General features: G+C 70.4%; 17 protein-coding genes. 5 read left to right on the top strand and 12 right to left on the bottom strand.

The genetic code is table 11. The features are described 5' to 3' along the window. Positions 1 to 8: 8 nt before the first annotated feature. The 11 genes from rpoZ to pyrR form a co-directional block, all read right to left on the bottom strand. Positions 9 to 278: a DNA-directed RNA polymerase subunit omega gene (gene rpoZ / locus EDD27_RS08960; protein WP_127931975.1), complete on the bottom strand. Its 270-nt coding sequence runs from the start codon at positions 276 to 278 to the stop codon at positions 9 to 11. 5 nt (positions 279 to 283) lie between these two features. Beyond that, complete coding sequence (gene gmk, locus EDD27_RS08955) at positions 284 to 892, bottom strand: guanylate kinase (protein WP_127940570.1); 609 nt, start codon at positions 890 to 892, stop codon at positions 284 to 286. A 101-nt stretch (positions 893 to 993) separates the two neighbouring features. Then, positions 994 to 1,317 carry an integration host factor, actinobacterial type gene (gene mihF, locus EDD27_RS08950; RefSeq protein WP_020541698.1) on the bottom strand — a complete coding sequence of 108 codons (324 nt, stop codon included), beginning with the start codon at positions 1,315 to 1,317 and terminating at the stop codon, positions 994 to 996. Positions 1,318 to 2,128: 811 nt separating this feature from the next. After that, a complete protein-coding gene (pyrF, locus tag EDD27_RS08945; protein ID WP_127931974.1) occupies positions 2,129 to 2,821 on the bottom strand; it encodes an orotidine-5'-phosphate decarboxylase in 693 nt (230 codons plus the stop codon). A 268-nt stretch (positions 2,822 to 3,089) separates the two neighbouring features. Then, positions 3,090 to 4,067 (bottom strand): dihydroorotate dehydrogenase, encoded by a 978-nt coding sequence (locus tag EDD27_RS08940; RefSeq protein WP_127931973.1) that lies wholly within the window; start codon positions 4,065 to 4,067, stop codon positions 3,090 to 3,092. Then, entirely contained in the window at positions 4,057 to 4,923 is an 867-nt protein-coding gene (locus EDD27_RS08935) for a dihydroorotate dehydrogenase electron transfer subunit (RefSeq protein WP_127931972.1), read from the bottom strand. Before EDD27_RS08935 ends, EDD27_RS08940 begins: the two co-directional genes overlap by 11 nt. A gap of 23 nt (positions 4,924 to 4,946) precedes the next feature. Continuing rightward, positions 4,947 to 8,234 (bottom strand): carbamoyl-phosphate synthase large subunit, encoded by a 3,288-nt coding sequence (gene carB / locus EDD27_RS08930; RefSeq protein WP_127931971.1) that lies wholly within the window; start codon positions 8,232 to 8,234, stop codon positions 4,947 to 4,949. After that, the gene (gene carA / locus EDD27_RS08925) at positions 8,221 to 9,327 is read right to left on the bottom strand and encodes a glutamine-hydrolyzing carbamoyl-phosphate synthase small subunit (RefSeq protein WP_127931970.1); all 1,107 of its coding nucleotides are present in this window, start codon (positions 9,325 to 9,327) and stop codon (positions 8,221 to 8,223) included. The genes carB and carA overlap by 14 nt, the downstream gene beginning before the upstream one ends. Beyond that, positions 9,324 to 10,664 carry a dihydroorotase gene (locus EDD27_RS08920; RefSeq protein ID WP_127931969.1) on the bottom strand — a complete coding sequence of 447 codons (1,341 nt, stop codon included), beginning with the start codon at positions 10,662 to 10,664 and terminating at the stop codon, positions 9,324 to 9,326. Before EDD27_RS08920 ends, carA begins: the two co-directional genes overlap by 4 nt. Then, entirely contained in the window at positions 10,664 to 11,581 is a 918-nt protein-coding gene (locus EDD27_RS08915; protein ID WP_127931968.1) for an aspartate carbamoyltransferase catalytic subunit, read from the bottom strand. The genes EDD27_RS08920 and EDD27_RS08915 overlap by 1 nt, the downstream gene beginning before the upstream one ends. Further along, a complete protein-coding gene (gene pyrR, locus EDD27_RS08910; protein WP_127931967.1) occupies positions 11,578 to 12,123 on the bottom strand; it encodes a bifunctional pyr operon transcriptional regulator/uracil phosphoribosyltransferase PyrR in 546 nt (181 codons plus the stop codon). The genes EDD27_RS08915 and pyrR overlap by 4 nt, the downstream gene beginning before the upstream one ends. Positions 12,124 to 12,283: 160 nt before the next feature. On the opposite strand from pyrR, the gene EDD27_RS08905 reads away from it, so the two are divergent. The 5 genes from EDD27_RS08905 to bldD all read left to right on the top strand — a co-directional run bounded on the left by EDD27_RS08905 (position 12,284) and on the right by bldD (position 17,562). Then, positions 12,284 to 13,528, top strand: coding sequence for an arginine deiminase (locus EDD27_RS08905; protein WP_127931966.1), 1,245 nt, complete (start codon positions 12,284 to 12,286; stop codon positions 13,526 to 13,528). A gap of 1 nt (position 13,529) precedes the next feature. Continuing rightward, positions 13,530 to 14,465: a carbamate kinase gene (arcC, locus tag EDD27_RS08900; RefSeq protein WP_127931965.1), complete on the top strand. Its 936-nt coding sequence runs from the start codon at positions 13,530 to 13,532 to the stop codon at positions 14,463 to 14,465. A 13-nt stretch (positions 14,466 to 14,478) separates the two neighbouring features. Further along, the gene (locus EDD27_RS08895) at positions 14,479 to 15,900 is read left to right on the top strand and encodes an amino acid permease (protein ID WP_127931964.1); all 1,422 of its coding nucleotides are present in this window, start codon (positions 14,479 to 14,481) and stop codon (positions 15,898 to 15,900) included. Then, on the top strand, positions 15,901 to 16,767 hold the full coding sequence (locus EDD27_RS08890; RefSeq protein ID WP_127931963.1) for a universal stress protein: 867 nt from the start codon (positions 15,901 to 15,903) through the stop codon (positions 16,765 to 16,767). It abuts the gene before it with no gap. Between the two features lie 300 nt (positions 16,768 to 17,067). Beyond that, positions 17,068 to 17,562, top strand: coding sequence for a transcriptional regulator BldD (gene bldD / locus EDD27_RS08885; protein WP_026214021.1), 495 nt, complete (start codon positions 17,068 to 17,070; stop codon positions 17,560 to 17,562). Between the two features lie 867 nt (positions 17,563 to 18,429). Here the strand turns inward: bldD and EDD27_RS08880 are convergent. Continuing rightward, positions 18,430 to 18,876 carry an SAV_6107 family HEPN domain-containing protein gene (locus EDD27_RS08880; protein WP_127931962.1) on the bottom strand — a complete coding sequence of 149 codons (447 nt, stop codon included), beginning with the start codon at positions 18,874 to 18,876 and terminating at the stop codon, positions 18,430 to 18,432. Positions 18,877 to 18,962: the final 86 nt, after the last annotated feature.

Below are 18,962 nucleotides of genomic sequence, written 5' to 3'. Positions count from 1 at the left end.
CGAAGGGGTCAGACCGCGCCTTCGATGGGCTCGGCGTTGAGCAGGCCCTCGGAGACCTCGCGCAGCGCGATGGACAGCGGCTTCTCCTGGGCGTGCGTCTCGACCAGCGGGCCGACGTATTCCAGCAGACCCTCGCCGAGCTGGGAGTAGTAGGCGTTGATCTGACGAGCGCGCTTGGCGCCCATGATCACCAGGGAGTATTTGCTGTCGACGATGTCGAGCAGCGCGTCGATCGGCGGGTTGGTGATGCCCTCCGCGGCCGCGGTGGTGCCTGCCACGATTGTCAGACCTCTCGTTTGGTGGTTGTGGTGACCCCCTGAGGGTCAGTCATCAAGGCTATCAGCCGGTGACACACATCCTGGACGCTCGTGTTGACCAGCGTCAGGTCGAACTCCGACTCGGCCGCCATCTCGACCCGCCCGGCCTCCAGGCGCCGCGCGATGACGTCCTCAGGCTCGGTGCCGCGCCCGCGCAGCCGCTTCTCCAGCTCCTCCCAGGAAGGAGGAGCCAGGAACACCAGCAGGGCGTCCGGCATGGACCTGCGCACCTGCCTGGCGCCCTCGAGATCGATCTCGAGCAGCGTGGGCACGCCTTCGGCGAGCTTCTTCAGCACGGGCTCGCGCGGTGTGCCGTAGCGATTGCCCGCGAACTCCGCCCACTCGAGCAGGTCGCCGGCCTCCACCAGCCGGTCGAACTCCTCGCCGTCGACGAAGAAGTAGTGCACCCCGTTGACCTCGCCGGGCCGGGGACGCCTGGTGGTCACCGAGACCGACAGCCACACCTCAGGGTGTGCCCGCCGGAACTCGGCGACGACCGTGGACTTGCCGACGCCCGACGGCCCTGAAAGGACCGTCAGCCGCCGTTCGCTCGTGGGCAGGAATCCGACCTCCATCTCCGGTCCGATCGCCTCGTGGGCACTGACCTCGCCGGACCAGGACCTGTCGGTCACTTTCCTACCCCCCGTTGAACCTGCGCTTTCGTGTGGAACAGAGATTAGCTCTCGTTGCCACCGAACTCGCGCTCGAGGGAGGCCCTCTGGTTCGCGCCGAGACCCCGCACGCGGCGGGACTCGGCGATGGCAAGCCGCTCCATGAGCTGCTTGGCGCGGACCTTGCCCACGCCGGGGAGCGATTCCAACAAAGCCGACACCTTCATCTTGCCGATGACGTCGTCGGTCTGCCCATCCTTGAGCACCTCAGCCAGAGAAACCGCGCCATGCTTGAGCCGGTTCTTGACCTCGGCACGCTCTTTACGGGCCTTGGCAGCCTTCTCCAGGGCTGCGGCGCGCTGCTCAGGGGTCAGGGGAGGAAGAGCCACGCCGGGTCACCTCGAATTTCTGTCGATGTACTCGGACGGGAAGGGAAACTAGCTGGTCATCGCCCCCTAAGCAACGTCAAGCGCGGTTTCTCTCCCTACAAAATCCACTTCATCACTTTGCGTGATTGCAAAATAACGCAGTGCTGATCAAATCGCCCTCACTTCCCAGTTCAGGCGTCGGCACGCGACGATGTCGCGAAACGCAACGATGATCACATTCCCGCCATCCCTCGATGTCCGAAACCCGCCTCGGACCAGGCCCGAAATCCCGATCATGGCGCGCGTCAACGCTATGTGGATCTTGCCTCCGGGACCCGCTATGATCTTGTACGCGTCCCTGCGGCAACCCCGCGGCCGGGGCGCCCGCTCACCACGGCGTCGGTCAAGCACGCGTTCGTCACGGCGAGCACCCCGTGAGCCTTCACCACCGGCCATGACAGACGGCAACGGGGTACGGCGCGTGCGGTCAAGGCGGCTTGCCGTAAAGGATCTTGCTGAGTACGGCGGGCACCCGCCAGCGAACCTCAGCACGCACGACCGCGCCTTCGAGGCGCGGAACACCGCTTGCCATGGGAATGATCGACGCGCGGATGAAGGCCCGGACGCGAGCCGGCGTCTGGCCGATGCGGGCGAATCCGGCGCCGGGTCAGAACGCGCGCCCAGACCGGCGTCCGGCTGATGAGGGCGAAGCCGGCGCGGGCCCAGAACGCGCGCCCGGACCGGCGTCCGGCTGATGAGGGCGAAGCCGGCGCGGGCCCAGAACGCGCGCCCGGACCGGCGTCCGGCTGATGAGGGCGAAGCCGGTGCCGGGTCAGGATGCGCGGCGGAGGGAGGCGGCAATGGCGGCGGCGGTCGCCCCCGGGTCCGCGGAGCCCGTGATGGGGCGGCCGATGACGAGCAGGTCGGCGCCGTCCGCCAGCGCCTGCTCAGGCGTGGCCACCCGCATCTGATCCTGCGTGGCCGCGCCCTGAGGCCGCACGCCCGGCGTGATGAGTGTGATGCCGTCCCCCACCTCGGCCCGCACCGCCGACACCTCGTTGGGCGAGCACACCAGCGCCGTGGCGCCCGCCTCCACCGACAGGACGGCTAGACGGCGCACCGCTTCGTCGGCGGGTCCCATGAGCCCGATGCGGCCGAGGTCGGCCTCCGTGAGCGAGGTCAGGATCGTCACCGCGGCGATCTTGGTGTGGGGCGCGGACTCCACGGCGGCCCGGATCATGGCGGGTCCGCCCGCCGCGTGGACCGTGAGGATGGAGGGCCGCAGCCGGGCGACGGCGCGGGCGGCGCCGGCGACGGTGTTCGGGATGTCGTGCAGCTTGAGGTCGAGGAACACCTGGACGCCACTGGCGCCCCGGACGGAGGCGATCACGTCGGGCCCGTAGCGGAGGTAGAGCTCCAAGCCCACCTTGACCGTGCTGACGTGGGGTGTCACGAGGGCCGCCCAGTGGGCGGCGGTCTCCAGGTCAGGAGCATCGAGGGCGACGGCGATCGGTGCGGGAGTCAAGAGGTGCTCTCCTCGGTTTCTGAAGTCAAGACGTGCGATCCTCGAAGCCGAGGAGTCAAGCGGTGCTCGGCCCGGCAAGCCGCGAGGCACCCTCGCCCGAACCCAGCAGGTTCGAGGCACCCTCCCACAACGGCCCCCCGCCGAAGCCGGGGAGCCACAACGAATCCCCCGGCCCGAGGATGCTCACGTCTGTGCGGTGCTGGTCGATAGGAGGCGGCGGGCCGTTGTGTCCTGGGTCGAGGAGGCACAAGGAAGGCTCGTCGGTGCGTCAAGGCGCGCTCTCCTCGGTGTCGACGAGAAGGTGCCGGGGGGCGCTCCCCGGCGGCCGGTGCGCCAGCCCGACGGCGTCGGCGAGCCGCTGCAGCCCGCGGGCCCTCAGCAGGTCCTCGAGCTCCCGTTCGATGCGCAGGCACGCGTACGGGTCGTGGAAGAGCGCGGTGCCCACACCGACCGCGCAGGCCCCCGCCAGCACGAGCTGGAAGGCGTCCCGGCCGCTCATCACCCCGCCGATGCCGATCAGCGGCACCCCGGGCAGCGCCGCGTGGACCTGCCACACGCACCGTACGGCCAGCGGCAGGACGGCCGGCCCGGACAGCCCGCCGGTGACGGCGGCGAGCGAGGGCCGCAGCGTCTCGGTGTCGATGGCCATGCCCAGCGGATTGTTGATCATGGAAAGGGCGTCCGCCCCCGCGTCAACGCAGGCCCGCGCCACGGCCACGATGTCCGCCACGTCGGGCGCGAGCTTGGCCACGACCGGCACGTCGTACCGCATGATCGACCGCACGGAGGCGATCACCTCGGCCGCCGCGCTGCCCTCGCGGGCGAAGACCCGCCCGCGGTCCTCCATGTTCGGGCAGGAGAGGTTGACCTCCAGTGCGGTCACCCCGGGCGCGTCGGCGAGCCTGCGGGCCAGCTCGGAGTATTCGGCGACGGTGCCGCCGCCGATGGACACGATGGTCTTGATGCCCCGCTGGGCCAGCCAGGGCAGCTCCCGCTCCAGGAACACGTCGATGCCCGGTCCCTGCAGCCCCACGGCGTTGAGCATGCCCGAGGGCGTCTCGGCCATGCGCGGCGTGGGCCGCCCCGCGCGCGGCGCCATGGTGATCGAGCGGGTGGTGAGCGCCCCGAGCCGATGCAGGTCGAAGAACTGGGCCAGCTCCCGCCCGGAAGAGGCGCACCCGGCGGCCGTGGTGATCGGGTTCGCCAGCTCCACATGCGCCAGAAATGTCCGCATATCAACTGACATGTCGTGCACCGCCTCCGGGGGCGCCGAGCGCGTCGAACGGGATCGTTCCCACGTCCTCGAAGCGCACCCGCTCCCCCCGGAACACCGGCCCCTCAGCGCAGGCCCGGACCATCCGGGTGGCCCCGTCGTCCCCGATGACCGGTATCACGCAGGTCATGCACACCCCGATGCCACAGGCCATCTGCTCCTCGACCGCCACCTGCACCGGGATGTCGAACTCCATCGCCACCGCCGTCACGGCCCGCAGCGTCTCCATGGGCGCGCAGGCGTAGACGACGTCGGCCCGCGTGTCGGCGATCACCGAGGGCAGCGCGTCGGTGACCTTGCCGCGCAGCCCGAGGGAGCCGTCCTCGGTGGTCAGCGTGGTGGTCTGGGCGATCCTGCGGGCCCGCATGGCGCCGAAGACCCGCTCGGCCCCGGCCCCGCCCAGCACGAAGTCCACCCGGCAGGCCCGCGCCAGCAGCGCGTCGGCCAGCGGGAAGAGCACGGCGGAGCCGTACTCGGAGCCGACCAGCACGCAGTGCACGGGGTCACGCGGCAGCGGGAAGGGCCGGCCGAGCGGCCCGACGAGGTCGAGCGTGTCGCGGGCGCGACGCTCGGCCAGCCAGGCCGTGCCGCGCCCGCCGGTGGTGAAGACGAGCTCGACCGTCCCGCCGTAGTCGGACTTGACGTCGTGGATGGAGAACGCCCGGCGCGTCACCATCGACGTGTGAGCCCCGCCGACGGCCACGGAGACGAAGTGACCGGGGCGGAAGCCCTCGGCGATCCCGGGCGCCACCACCGTCAGCGCATGGTAGGCGTCGACCCGGCGCGTCGTCAGCACCGTGCCCGTCACCTGCACCGGAGTGCCGGCCAGTCGTCTTCACCTCCCGTGCGGTGTCAGCCCCGGAGAGCCTGCGCGTGCTCCTGGAGAGACCGTACGCCGACGTCGCCCCGCACGATGGCCTGGATGCCCGCCGCGGCCGCGGCGAGTCCTGCCACCGTGGTGATGCACGGGATGCCGCGCAGCACGGCCGCGGTGCGGATGTCGTAGCCGTCGAGCCGCGGCCCCGACTGTCCCGGGCTGCCGAACGGCGTGTTGACGATCAGGTCGACCTCGCCGTCGAGGATGGCTTGCACGCTCGTACGCTCACCTCCGGGCCCGGGCCCCTCGCTGTGCTTTCGCACGATCTTGGCATGGACGCCGTTGCGGCGCAGCACCTCGGCCGTGCCCTCGGTGGCGAGGATCTCGAAGCCGAGATCCGCCAGTGCCTTCACTGGGAAGATCATCGCACGCTTGTCCCTGTTGGCCACGGACACGAACGCGCGTCCCTTGGTGGGAAGTTCGCCGTAGGCGCCGGCCTGCGACTTGGCGTACGCGATCCCGAAGAACTCGTCGATGCCCATGACCTCGCCCGTGGAGCGCATCTCGGGCCCCAGGACGATGTCCACGCCGCGGAACCGGTTGAACGGCAGCACGGCCTCCTTGACCGCGATGGACGCGTCCAGGGGCAACGTGCCGCCGTCGCCGGTGGCCGGCAGCATGCCCTCCTCGCGCAGTTCGGCGATCGTGGTGCCGAGCATCACCCGGGCCGCCGCCTTGGCCAGCGGCACCGCCGTGGCCTTGGACACGAACGGCACGGTGCGGGAGGCACGCGGGTTGGCCTCCAGGACGTAGAGGACGCCGGCGGACATGGCGTACTGGACGTTGAGCAGCCCGCGCACGCCCACCCCGCGGGCGATGGCCTCGGTGGCGGCGCGGATGCGCTTGATGTCGTGGCTGCCGAGCGTGATGGGCGGCAGCGCGCACGCCGAGTCGCCGGAGTGGATCCCGGCCTCCTCGATGTGCTCCATGACGCCGCCGAGATAGAGCTCGGAGCCGTCGTAGAGAGCGTCGACGTCGATCTCGATGGCCTCGTCGAGGAACTTGTCGACCAGCACCGGGTGGCCGCCCTCCTGGGCCGCCATGTAGGTGGTGAGCGTCTCGTCGTCGTAGACGATGGCCATGCCGGCTCCGCCGAGCACGTACGAGGGGCGCACGAGGACGGGGTAGCCGATCTCGTCGGCGATCTCCCGCGCCTCGGCCACGGTCAGCGCGGTGCCGTGCTTGGGCGCGGGCAGGCCCGCCTCGGCCAGCACCCGCCCGAACGCGCCGCGCTCCTCGGCCAGGTGGATGGACTCCGGCGACGTGCCCACGACGGGCACGCCCGCGTCCTTGAGCGCCTGCGCCAGGCCCAGCGGCGTCTGGCCGCCGAGCTGCACGATCACGCCCGCGACCGGCCCGGTCTGCTGCTCGGCGTGCACCACCTCCAGCACGTCCTCCAGCGTGAGCGGCTCGAAGTAGAGCCGGTCGGAGGTGTCGTAGTCGGTGGAGACGGTCTCCGGGTTGCAGTTGACCATGACGGTCTCGAACCCGGCCCTGGACAGCTCGAACGAGGCGTGCACGCACGCGTAGTCGAACTCGATGCCCTGCCCGATGCGGTTGGGCCCGGAGCCGAGGATGATGACCTTCTGCCGTTCCCCGGAGGGGACCTCGCTCTCCTCGTCGTAGGTCGAGTAGAGGTAGGGGGTCTTGGCGGCGAACTCGGCGGCGCACGTGTCCACGGTGTTGTAGACCGGCCGCAGGCCGAGCGCGTGCCGCAGGTCGCGCACCCGGGCCTCGTCGATGCCGCGGATCTCGCCGATCTGCGCGTCGCTGAATCCGTGGTGCTTGGCCCGCAGGAGGACCTCGGCGGTCAGCTCGACCGCCCCTGCGATCTCCTGCGCCTCCTCGTCGAGCAGGAAGAGCTGGTCGATGAACCACGGGTCGACATTCGTCGCCGCGAACAGTTCCTCGGGCGTGGCGCCGGCGCGGATGGCCTGCTGCATGGTGCGCAGCCGCCCGTCGTGCGGCGTGCGGCACGCCTCCAGCAGCTCGTCCTTCTCCCCGGGCGCGCCGGCCCAGGTGAAGGAGGAGTCCTTCTTCTCCAGCGACCGCAGCGCCTTCTGCAGCGCCTCGGGGAAGGACCGGCCGATGGCCATGGCCTCGCCGACCGACTTCATGTGCGTGGTGAGCGTCTGGTCGGCCCCGCGGAACTTCTCGAACGCGAAGCGCGGCACCTTGACCACGATGTAGTCGAGCGTCGGCTCGAAGGAGGCCGGGGTCTCCTTGGTGATGTCGTTGGGGATCTCGTCGAGCGTGTAGCCGATGGCCAGCTTGGCCGCGATCTTCGCGATCGGGAACCCGGTGGCCTTGGAGGCCAGGGCGCTCGACCGGGACACGCGCGGGTTCATCTCGATGACGATCATGCGGCCGGTGCTCGGATCCACAGCGAACTGGATGTTGCAGCCGCCGGTGTCCACGCCGACCTCGCGGATGACCGCGATGGCGACGTCGCGCATGTTCTGGTATTCGCGGTCGGTCAGGGTCAGCGCGGGCGCGACGGTGACGCTGTCGCCGGTGTGCACGCCCATCGGGTCGATGTTCTCGATGGAGCACACGATGACGACGTTGTCGTGCTTGTCGCGCATGACCTCGAGCTCGTATTCCTTCCACCCGAGGATCGACTCCTCCAGGAGCACCTCGGTGGTCGGCGAGGCGTCGAGCCCGGACCCGGCGATGCGCCGAAGGTCCGTCTCGTCGTAGGCGAACCCGGAGCCGGCGCCGCCCATGGTGAACGACGGCCGGACGACGAGCGGGTAGCCCAGCTCGCCGGCGGCGGCCAGGACCTCGTCCATCGAGTGGCAGATGACCGACCTGGCCGACTCGGCGTTGAGCCCGTGCTCGCGGGCCACCTTGGCGACGATCTCCTTGAACCGCTCGCGGTTCTCGCCCGCCTGGATGGCGTCGAAGTCGGCGCCGATCAGCTCGACCTCGTACTTCTCCAGCACCCCCGACTCGTGCAGCGCGACCGCCGTGTTGAGCGCGGTCTGGCCGCCCAGCGTCGGCAGCAGCGCGTCCGGCCGCTCCTTGGCGATGATCTTCTCGACGAACTCGGGAGTGATCGGCTCGACGTAGGTGGCGTCGGCGAACTCGGGATCCGTCATGATCGTCGCCGGGTTGCTGTTGACCAGGATGACGCGGAAGCCCTCGGCCCGCAGCACCCGGCACGCCTGGGTGCCCGAGTAGTCGAACTCGCACGCCTGGCCGATCACGATCGGTCCCGACCCGATCACCAGGACGGACCTGATGTCTTCACGCTTGGGCACGGCTCATGACCTCGCAGAACTCGTCGAAAAGGTAGGCAGCGTCGTGCGGCCCGGCCGCGGCCTCTGGGTGGTATTGGACGCTGAAGGCCCGCCCGTCGAGCAGGCGCAGCCCCTCCACGCAGCGGTCGTTGAGGTTGACGTGGCTGACCTCGGCCGGCCCGTACGGGGTGTCGAACGGCCCGTCGAGCGGCGCGTCCACCGCGAACCCGTGGTTGTGCGCCGAGATCTCCACCTTCCCGGTCCGCACGTCCTGCACCGGCTGGTTGACACCGCGGTGCCCGTAACGCAGCTTGTAGGTGGACAGGCCCAGGGCCCTGCCGAAGACCTGGTTGCCGAAGCAGATCCCGAAGAACGGCACCCTGGCCTCCAGGACCTTCTGGAGGGCGGAGACGTCCACGGTGGCCGGGTCGCCCGGGCCGTTGGACAGGAACACCCCGTCCGGCTCGACCGCCATGATCTGCTCGAACGTGGCGTCCGCGGGCAGCACGTGCACCTCGCAGCCGCGCTCGGCCATCCGGTGCGGCGTCATGCCCTTGATGCCGAGGTCCACGGCGGCGACGGTGAACTTCTTCTCCCCGATCGCCGGGACGACGTACGGCTCGGTGGTGGACACCTCGGGAGCCAGGGCGGCGCCCTCCATGCGGGGCGACTGCCGCACCCGCTCGACGAGTTCCTCGACCGGCTCGCTGGGCGCGGTGAAGATGCCGGCGCGCATGGCGCCGCGCTCGCGCAGGTGGCGGGTGAGCGCGCGGGTGCCGGAGATGGCGATCCCGACGACGCCCTGCTCCTTGAGGTAGTCGTCCAGCGAGCGGTTGGCCCGCCAGTTGGAGACGATCCTGGACGGCTCGCGCACGACGTAGCCGGCGACCCAGACCTGCCGGGACTCGGGGTCCTCGTCGTTGACGCCCGTGTTGCCGATGTGCGGCGCCGTCATGGCGACGATCTGCCGGTGGTAGGAGGGGTCGGTGAGGGTCTCCTGGTAGCCGGTCATGCCGGTGTTGAAGACCATCTCGCCGAACGTCTCGCCTTCGGCGCCGTATGGAGATCCGTGGAAGACGCGGCCGTCTTCCAGGACGAGCACCGCTGTGTTCAAACCAGCTTCCCTTCGAGTACGGTCGGCCTGCCGCGCAGGAACGTGGCCACCACCCTGCCGGGCAGAGTCATCCCCTCGTACGGGGTGTTCCTGCTCTTCGACGCGAAGGCGGAGGGGTCCACCTCGGTGCGTACGGACGGGTCGTAGAGCGTGATGTTGGCCGGGGCCCCGGCCTCCAGCGGCTGCCCCTGCCCGGCGAGGCGGCCGATACGCGCCGGCGTGACGGACATGCGCTGGGCGACGCCCGCCCAGTCCAGCAGCCCGGTCTCGACCATGGCCTCCTGGACGACGCTGAGCGCGGTCTCGAGGCCCACCATGCCCATCGCCGCGGCCGACCACTCGGTCTCCTTGTCCTCGACCGGGTGGGGCGCGTGGTCGGTGGCGACGACGTCGATCGTGCCGTCGGCCAGCGCGGCGCGCAGCGCCTCGACGTCGGCGCGGGTGCGCAGCGGCGGGTTGACCTTGTAGATCGGGTTGTACGCGCCCACCGGCGACTCCTCGACGAGGTCGTCGGTGAGCAGCAGGTGGTGCGGGGTGACCTCGGCGGTGACGTTCCAGCCCTTGGACTTGGCCCAGCGGATGATCTCGACAGAGCCGGCGGTGGACAGGTGGCAGACGTGCAGCCGGGAGCCGACGTGGGCGGCCAGGAGGCAGTCGCGGGCGATGATCGCCTCCTCGGCGACCGCGGGCCAGCCGGTCAGGCCGAGCCTGCCGGAGACGACCCCCTCGTTCATCTGGGCGCCCTCGGTCAGCCGGGGCTCCTGGGCGTGCTGGGCGACGACGCCGTCGAACGCTTTGACGTATTCCAGGGCGCGGCGCATCAGCACCGCGTCGTCGACGCACTTGCCGTCGTCGGAGAAGACCCGCACGCGGGCGGCCGAGTCGGCCATCGCGCCCAGCTCGGCCAGGTGCCTGCCCTGCAGCCCGACGGTGACGGCTCCGACCGGGTGCACGTCGCAGTGCCCGAACTCGCGCCCGAGTCGCCACACCTGCTCGACGACGCCGGCGGTGTCGGCGACGGGCGAGGTGTTGGCCATGGCGTGCACGGCGGTGTAGCCGCCGCGGGCCGCCGACTGGGTGCCGGTCTGCACGGTCTCGGCGTCCTCACGCCCGGGCTCGCGCAGGTGCGTGTGCAGGTCGACCAGCCCCGGCAGCGCGATGGCACCCCGGCCGTCGACCACGAGCTCCTCTGCGCCCCCGTCTTCTCCCAAGGGACGGCCACCACTGACCACGTCCGCCTGGGGGCCGGCGGGCGTGATGGCGGCGATCACGCCATGAGCGACCCGGATGTCGGCGAGCTCCCCGCCCAGAATCCTGACGTTGCGAATGATGGTCATCAGGCGCTCTCTCCCCCGAGCAGCAGGTACAGGACGGCCATGCGGATGGTCACGCCGTTGGCGACCTGCTCCACGATCGTCGACCGCGCCGAGTCGGCCACCTCGGCGGCGATCTCCATCCCACGGTTCATCGGCCCGGGGTGCATGACGATCGCGTCGTCCGGCATCTTGGCGAACCGGTCCCGGTCCAGCCCGTACCGGCGGGAGTATTCACGCTCGCTCGGGAAGTACGCGGCGTTCATCCGCTCCTTCTGCACCCGCAGCATCATCACCACGTCCGACTTGGGCAACACCGCGTCGAGGTCGTAGGACACCTCGCACGGCCAGGTCCCGACGGACACCGGCACCAGCGTCGGCGGGGCCACCAGCGTGACCTCGGCGCCGAGCGTGTGGAGCAGCAGCACGTTGGAGCGGGCGACCCGGCTGTGCAGGACGTCGCCGACGATCGTGACCTTGCGCCCTTCGAGCCCGCCCAGGCGGCGGCGCATGGAGAAGGCGTCGAGCAGCGCCTGTGTGGGGTGCTCGTGGGTGCCGTCGCCAGCGTTGACGACGCTGCCGCGCACCCAGGTGGCCAGGCGGTGCGGCGCGCCGGAGGCGCTGTGGCGGATGACGACCGCGTCGGCGCCCATGGCCTCGAGGGTGAGCGCGGTGTCCTTGAGCGACTCGCCCTTGGACACGCTCGACCCCTTGGCCGAGAAGTTGATCACATCGGCGGACAGCCGCTTGGCCGCCGCCTCGAACGAGATGCGCGTCCGCGTGGAGTCCTCGAAGAACAGGTTGACCACGGTGCGGCCGCGCAGCGTCGGCAGCTTCTTGATGGACCGTTCCGTCACCCTCGCCAGCTCCTCGGCCGTGTCGAGGATGAGCAGCGCGTCGTCCTTGGCGAGGTCGCCCGCGGAGATCAGATGGCGGTTCACCTGGCGTCCCCCTTCATGAGCAGCACGGCGTCGCGCCCGTCGATCTCCTGCACGTAGACCCTGACCTTCTCGCTCTTGGCCGTCGGGAGGTTCTTGCCGACGTAGTCGGCGCGGATGGGCAGCTCGCGGTGGCCGCGGTCGACCAGGGTGGCGAGCTGGACGGCGGTGGGGCGGCCGAGGTCGTTGAGCGCGTCGAGCGCGGCCCGCACGGTGCGGCCGGAGTAGAGGACGTCGTCGACGAGGACGACGATCTTGCCGTCTATGCCGTCGGCCGGCAGCTCGGTGCGGCCGAGCGGACGGGCCGGCTTGAGCCGCAGGTCGTCGCGGTACATCGTGATGTCGATCGAGCCGACGGGGATCTTGACGCCTTCGAACTGCTCGATGCGGTCGCCGAGGCGGCGGGCCAGCGTGGCGCCGCGGGTCGGGATGCCGAGGAGGACGACGTCGCCGGCGCCCTTGGTGCGTTCGAGGATCTCGTGCGCGATGCGCGTCAGCGCCCGGTGGACGTCCGGGGCTTCCAGGACTGCCCTGGAATCGGACATAGCGAAGCTCACCACCTTTCCCGCCTCACGGGACGGGTCTTAAAAGGGTGTTGGTCGGGACTCACAGTACCAGGGGCTACCAGCAACAACGTGGGTGCCCTCCCGCGCCGCTACGCGGTGTCCCGGGTACATCACGCCTTATGAAGGGGATATCGCAAGGATGACATTCCATGTCGATTCAGAGGTCGGGCGGCTGCGGCAGGTCCTGCTGCACAAGCCCGACCTGGCGCTCAAGCGGCTCACCCCGGCGAACAAGGACGCGTTCCTGTTCGACGACGTGCTGTGGGTGCAGCGCGCGATGGAGGAGCACGAGGAGTTCCAGCAGGTGCTGCGCGGGCGGGGCATCACGGTCCACCTGCTGGACGAGCTGCTGCGGGAGACGGTGGACATCCCCGAGGCCCGCAAGCACATCCTGGACGCGGTCGTCGACGAGCGGTGGCTGGGCCCGGTGGCGATCGACGACGTCCGCAACACGCTCGACGCCATGGACGCGGCCACGCTCCAGCTCTACCTGACCGGCGGCATCACCAAGGGGGAGCTGGTCGAGCTCGGCTGCGACCCTCAATCTGTGACATTCCACACCATGGGGGACGACGACTTCATCCTGCCGCCGCTGCCCAACCACCTCTTCACCCGCGACACATCCTGCTGGGTGTACGACGGCGTGTCGATCAACGCCATGAAGAAGAAGGCCCGCATGCGGGAGACGGTCAACATGGAGGCCGTCTACATGTATCACCCGACGTTCGCCGCCGGCTTCAACCGGCCGGACCAGGGCGGCTTCCACTGCTGGATGCCGGGCCATCACGCGGCCCCGGCGACCATGGAGGGCGGCGACGTGCTCGTCATCGGGCGCGGCGCGGTGCTGATCGGGATCAGCGAGCGCACCCAGCCGCAGGCGGTGGAGATGTTCGCGCAGCGGCTGTTCCAGGCCGGCTCGGCACGCAGGATCGTGGCGCTGGACATGCCGAAGGCGCGCGCGTTCATGCACCTCGACACGGTGATGACGATGCTGGACGTGGGCGTGTTCACCAAGTACGCGGGCCTGGGCATGCTGCCGGCGTACACGATCGAGCCCGGCGGCACCCACAAGGAGCTCAAGTTCACCGACCACCCGCCGCAGGACATGCACAAGGCCATCGCCCACGCCCTGGACCTGCCCGGCATCACGGTCCTCACCCCGAAGCAGGACGTGCGGGCCGCGGCGCGCGAGCAGTGGGACGACGGCTGCAACGGGCTGGCGCTGGAGCCCGGCGTGGTCGTCGCGTACGAGCGCAACACCACCACGAACAACTACCTGCGCGACAACGGCATCGAGGTCATCACGATCAGGGGCAGCGAGCTCGGCCGGGGCCGCGGCGGGCCGCGCTGCATGAGCTGCCCGCTCGAACGGGACGGGATCTGAGATGCGGGTCATCGTCGCGCTGGGCGGCAACGCGGTGCTCAAGCGCGGCCAGCAGCCGGACGCCGACGTGCAGATCGCCAACGTGCGGGCGGCCGTCAAGACGCTCGCCCGGCTGGCGGTCGAGCACGAGCTGGTCATCACCCACGGCAACGGCCCTCAGGTGGGCCTCCTGGCGCTGCAGAGCGCCGCCGATCCGAACCTGTCCAGGCCCTACCCGTTCGACACGCTAGGCGCGCAGACGCAGGGCATGATCGGCTACTGGATGCAGCAGGCCCTGCAGAACGCGCTGCCCGGCCGGCAGGTCCTCGCCGTGGTCACGCAGACGCTGGTGACGGCCGTGGACCCGGCCTTCGAGGACCCGGCCAAGTTCGTCGGCCCGGTGTACGACCGCGAGGAGGCCGAGAAGCTGGCCGCCGAGCACGGCTGGACGGTCAAGCAGGACGGCGGGCACTGGCGGCGGGTGGTGCCCTCCCCCGCGCCGCGCCGCATCGTGGAGACCCGGCTGATCCACAAGCTCATCCGCGAGGGCGTGATCGTGGTCTGCGCGGGCGGCGGCGGCATCCCCGTGGTCCGCGACGAACGCGGCCGGCTGAGCGGCGTCGAGGCGGTCGTGGACAAGGATCTGACCGCGTCGGTGCTGGCCGAGGCGCTGGAGTGCGACGCGTTCCTCAGCCTGACCGACGTGCCGCGGGTGCTGCGGGGCTTCGGCACGCCGCAGGCGAGCGAGATCGCGCACACCACCCCGCACGAGTTGCGGGCGCTGGAGTTCCCGGCCGGGTCGATGGGGCCGAAGGTGGAGGCGGCGTGCCGGTTCGTGGAGACGACCGGCGACATGGCCGCGATCGGGAGGCTGGACGAGGCCGAGCGCATACTCAGCGGCTCAGCGGGAACGATCGTGACACCTAACGGCAGGTGGCCGCTGACGAGCACGTTGTAGGGGGTGTCGGGGGGTGACACTGGCCCAGCGGCTCCTGCGCACCAAACCCACCGAGCGTCTCGTGGCCGAGGGCGGCCACGGCGAGGGCGGCGATCTGCGGCGCACGATGTCGCTGTGGCAGCTCACGCTGTTCAGCGTCGGCGCCACGCTCGGCACCGGGATCTTCGTCATCCTGGGCCAGGCGGTGCCCAAGGCGGGGCCCGCGGTGGTGCTGTCGTTCGTGCTGGCGGCGATCACGGCGTTGTTCTCCGCCCTGTCGTACGCCGAGCTCGCCGGGACGATCCCGGTGTCCGGCTCGTCCTACTCCTACGCGTACGCGACGCTGGGCGAGCTGGTGGCGTGGATCTGCGGCTGGTGCCTCATGCTCGAGTACGCCGTGTCCGTGGCCGCCGTGGCCGTGGGCTGGGGCGAATACCTCAACTCGTTCCTGCGGTCGCTGTTCGGCTTCACGCTGCCGGAGGCGATCACCCGCTCCCCCGGCCAGGCCGGCGGCGTGGTCAACGTCACGGCGATCCTCATCGTGCTGCTGGCCACCTGGCTGCTGCTGCACGGCGCCTCCGAGAGCGCCGCGGCCAACGCGATCTTCGTGTTGATCAAGGTCGCGGTGCTGCTGTTCTTCTGCGCGGTGGCGTTCACGGCCTTCCGCGTGGGCAACTTCGCGCCGTTCGCGCCCATGGGGGTGGCCGGGATCACGGCGGCGGCCTCGCAGGTGTTCTTCTCCTACATCGGCTTCGACGCGGCCTCCACCGCCGGTGAGGAGGCGAAGAACCCCAGGCGGGACCTGCCCCTGGCGATCATCTTCTCGCTGGCCATCGTGACCGCGATCTACGTGCTCGTCGCGGTGGCCGCCGTCGGCGCCCTGCCGTGGACGGAGTTCGACCCGCGGACCACCGAGGCGAGTCTGTCCTACATCGCGGACCTGGCCACCGGCGCCACCTGGCCGGGCCTGATCGTCTCGTTCGGCGCGGTCATCGCGATCGCCAGCGTCGTGCTCACCGTCATCTTCGGGCAGACGCGCATCCTGTTCGCGATGTCCCGCGACGGGCTCATCCCGCGCGTGTTCCAGCAGGTCAACCCGCGCCGCCAGGTCCCGGTCGCGAACACGCTGATCGTCGCCGCGTTCATCTCGGTGCTGGCCGGGCTGGTGCCGCTCGGGCAGTTGGCGGAGGCGACCAGCATCGGCACGTTGTTCGCCTTCGGCATCGTGAACGTCGGCGTGCTCGTCCTGCGCTATCGCAGCCCCGGCCTGCCGCGGAGCTTCCGGGTCCCGCTCTTCCCCGTCACGCCGGTGCTGGGGGCGGTGTTCTGCGTGCTCGTGATGGCGGGGCTGGCGGGGGTCACCTGGCTGGCGTTCGGGTTGTGGATGCTCGTGGGGCTGGTCTGCTACTTCCTGTACGGCTATAGCCATTCCCGGCTGAATGCCGAGGTGCGCTGAATGAAGCTCGACAACGTGCTGGCCGGGTTCATCCCCGAGCCGCGGGGCAGGGACGGTCTCGCGCTGGCCCTGCTGCTCAAGGAGCAGGCCGGGGCGCACCTGACGGTGGCGTACGTGCAGCCGCCCGCCTGGTCCCCGCCCGGGCCGGCCCGGGCCGAGCAGAGCGAGTGGCGGACGTACCTGAAGGAGCAGTCCGAGGCGACGCTCACGCAGGCGCGGGAGCTGGCGGGGCCGGACGCCGACTACTGGATCCACACCCACAGAGGCAGCGGACGCGGGCTGGTGGAGCTGGCGCGCAAGCGCGGCGGGGACATCGTGGTGATCGGCTCCGCCGTCGGCGGCCGCCGGGGCCGCATCGCCGTCGGCAGCACCGCCGACCAGCTCCTGCACTCCTGCTCCGTTCCCGTCCTGCTCGCCCCGCGCGGTTACGGCGACAAGCCGCCCGCCGCCTTCGACCGCCTCACCGTCGCCTACCGGCGCGGCCCCGGCTGCGACGCGGCGGTCAAGGACGCGGCCGCCACGGCCGTGACCCTCGGCGTCCCGCTGCGGCTGGTCACGCTGGTCGTCCACACCGCCAGACCGGCCAAGATCGAGAAAGATATGCTGGCAGGCCTGCGCGACCAGGCGGCCGCGGATCTTCGGACGGCGGCGCAGGACCAGTCGCAGCGGCTGCGCGTCGAGGTCGAACTGCTGGAGGGCCGCAACGTCGCCCAAGCGCTCGGTGCGACCTCGTGGCGGCCAGGGGAGATGATCATATGCGCGTCGAGCGCCACGGGGCCACTCAGGCGGGTGTTCGTCGGGGACACCTCGCTCAAGATCGTACGGGCCTCGACCTGCCCTGTCATGATTCTCCCCCGCCTTCCCTGACACGGCGGTCCCCTCGGCAAAGTGTGACGAAGTACTGTTACCGGTGGGACATGAGGGGCGTATGTTGCGATCTATACCGGACCGGATTCGGCATCTTTTTTCCAATCAGCTTGACCTTAGGCGTCCGCCCCTTTACCGTCACTGTGCGTAACCACACCTCGTGGCGTACCGGGGTAAACCCAGAGCCATGGCTACCGATGGTGCCGAGTCTCGCACCGTACCCCCGGTGGCCAGGGCATTCGCCGCGAGGGAGCACAATCTACTGAGAGCAATACATACGAGAAGCCGGGGGGCCACACGATGCCGTCTGAGTACGCAAAGTCGCTGGGTGCACGACTCCGCGCCATCCGCACCCAGCAGGGCCTGTCCCTGCATGGAGTCGAGGAGAAGTCGCGTGGCAGGTGGAAAGCCGTGGTCGTGGGCTCTTACGAGCGTGGCGACCGAGCGGTCACGGTGCAGAAGCTTGCCGAGCTTGCCGACTTCTACGGGGTGCCCGTATCCGAGCTGCTACCGGGCGGCGCCGCCCCGAGCCCGCTCGGTCCGACGCCCAAGCTTGTGATCGACCTGGAGCGGCTGGCGACGCTGCCCAAGGAGAAGGCCGGGGCGCTGGCCAGGTATGCCGCCACGATCCAGAGCCAGCGGGGCGACTACAACGGCAAGGTCCTGTCGATCCGCCAGGAGGACCTGCGCTCCCTGGCCGTGATCTACGACAAGTCGCCGAGCGAGCTGACCGAGGAGCTCATCAGCTGGGGCGTCCTCGACGCCGAGGCCCGCCGGGCCGTCGAGTCGTTCTGAGCCCTCCGCCTGACCAGACCGGCTCCCCGGCCCTCGGGGTCGCCGCCTGACCGGGCCGGCTCTCCCGCCTCGGGTCGCTGCCTGGCCTGAGGCCGGTCACTCAGCACGAAGGAGTCCGCCACGCGCCGGCGGGCTCCTTCGTCATGTCCGGACACCACCTGATCCCTGACCACCTGGCCCGCCCCGTCCTCCGCACACCGCCGAGCTTCACAATCCCCTGGACAAGGGGGGACTCACAACGAGCCAGCCCCCCCACGAGGGACAAGTTCACCGCGAAGCCGGAACCCTCGACGGGGGCGAGCTCACCGCGAAGGTGGGGGCACTCATGGCAAAGCGACCCGCACAAGGCGCTCCACCACGGACACCGGCCCGACCAGGTGTCGCTTGGACGCTCAACTGCCCGGCCCGCCCCGCCGACCGGCCCGCACAACCGGCCCGCCCAACCGCCCCGCGCAGCCCGACCGGCCCGCCCAGCCGACCGGCCGGCACAACCTGACCCGCATGAACAGCCGACACAGCCCGACCGGCGGACATACCCTGACCGGCCGACACAACCTGACCGGGCGAGACAGCGCGACCTTGGCACAACCCGATCGGCTGGGCCGTCGCTGACCAAGTGGTGCCCGTCGCCACGCGACCAGGTGGGCCACCTGCTGCCGGCCGGGTCATCGATGGCCCGTAAGCCCGTAACTGCCGACCAGCCACATGTCAGCCCGCTGAGTGACCCGCACGATGTCAGCCGAGCTCGCATCGAGGGCCCGCTGGAGCACGTTGAGCCGCGCCAGCGGCTCATGCGGGGCCGGCGCCGGCGGCTCACCCGGTGCCGGTCGGCCACGCGTCGTCGTCGAGGCCGACCGGGTCAGTCAGTCAACCGGCGAGTGGGACGCCGATCGGTAGCTGGGGCTGGACCGGAACGCCGAGGAGGTCTTCGACCGTGGAGACGAAGGTCTCCGCCTCGGCCATGATTTCCTCGGCGTCGGCCGCGCTGATCCTGCTGACCATGCCCGCTTCCGCAGCGGCGCGCTTGGCGGCGCTCACCGAGAAATATGCGGCCCACTCGGCCAGGTGCGGCTCGGCCTCGGGCAACAACTCCCATGCGCTGCGCAGCCTGCGCCTGCGGCCTTCCATGGGACGGGGACGGGCGGCCAGGATCGCCGCCGCCGCTCGAAGGGCTGCCAGGTGGGCGGCCACATATCGGGATGCCGGGGTGCGAGCGCCGGTCGCCTCCGCCAGGCAGGAACGTGCGTCGGTGAGATGTGCCCGAACCGCAGGCGACAGCCGGGGCCCGGGTGTGTCTCTAGGCCTTGGTGCCATCTTGCGCGCCTCCTTTGGAGTCGTGGGCGGCGGCCGGCGTCTCCGCCGGTGAAGCCAACACTTGCAGACGCCACCGACATTTCCGC

The organism is Nonomuraea polychroma, assembly GCF_004011505.1.
In the GTDB taxonomy this organism is placed as follows: Bacteria; Actinomycetota; Actinomycetes; order Streptosporangiales; family Streptosporangiaceae; genus Nonomuraea; species Nonomuraea polychroma.
Note: the sequence above shows the minus strand (reverse complement) of the source record. Positions and strands in the feature narration are given on the sequence as shown.

Coding starts and splice junctions, on each gene's coding strand:
- gmk (WP_127940570.1), bottom strand. CDS start 892: ATGGAGGTCGGATTCCTGCCCACGAGCGAACGGCGGCTGACGGTCCTT.
- EDD27_RS08940 (WP_127931973.1), bottom strand. CDS start 4,067: ATGTCAGTTGATATGCGGACATTTCTGGCGCATGTGGAGCTGGCGAAC.
- EDD27_RS08920 (WP_127931969.1), bottom strand. CDS start 10,664: ATGACCATCATTCGCAACGTCAGGATTCTGGGCGGGGAGCTCGCCGAC.
- pyrR (WP_127931967.1), bottom strand. CDS start 12,123: ATGTCCGATTCCAGGGCAGTCCTGGAAGCCCCGGACGTCCACCGGGCG.
- EDD27_RS08905 (WP_127931966.1), top strand. CDS start 12,284: ATGACATTCCATGTCGATTCAGAGGTCGGGCGGCTGCGGCAGGTCCTG.
- arcC (WP_127931965.1), top strand. CDS start 13,530: ATGCGGGTCATCGTCGCGCTGGGCGGCAACGCGGTGCTCAAGCGCGGC.
- EDD27_RS08890 (WP_127931963.1), top strand. CDS start 15,901: ATGAAGCTCGACAACGTGCTGGCCGGGTTCATCCCCGAGCCGCGGGGC.
- bldD (WP_026214021.1), top strand. CDS start 17,068: ATGCCGTCTGAGTACGCAAAGTCGCTGGGTGCACGACTCCGCGCCATC.
- EDD27_RS08880 (WP_127931962.1), bottom strand. CDS start 18,876: ATGGCACCAAGGCCTAGAGACACACCCGGGCCCCGGCTGTCGCCTGCG.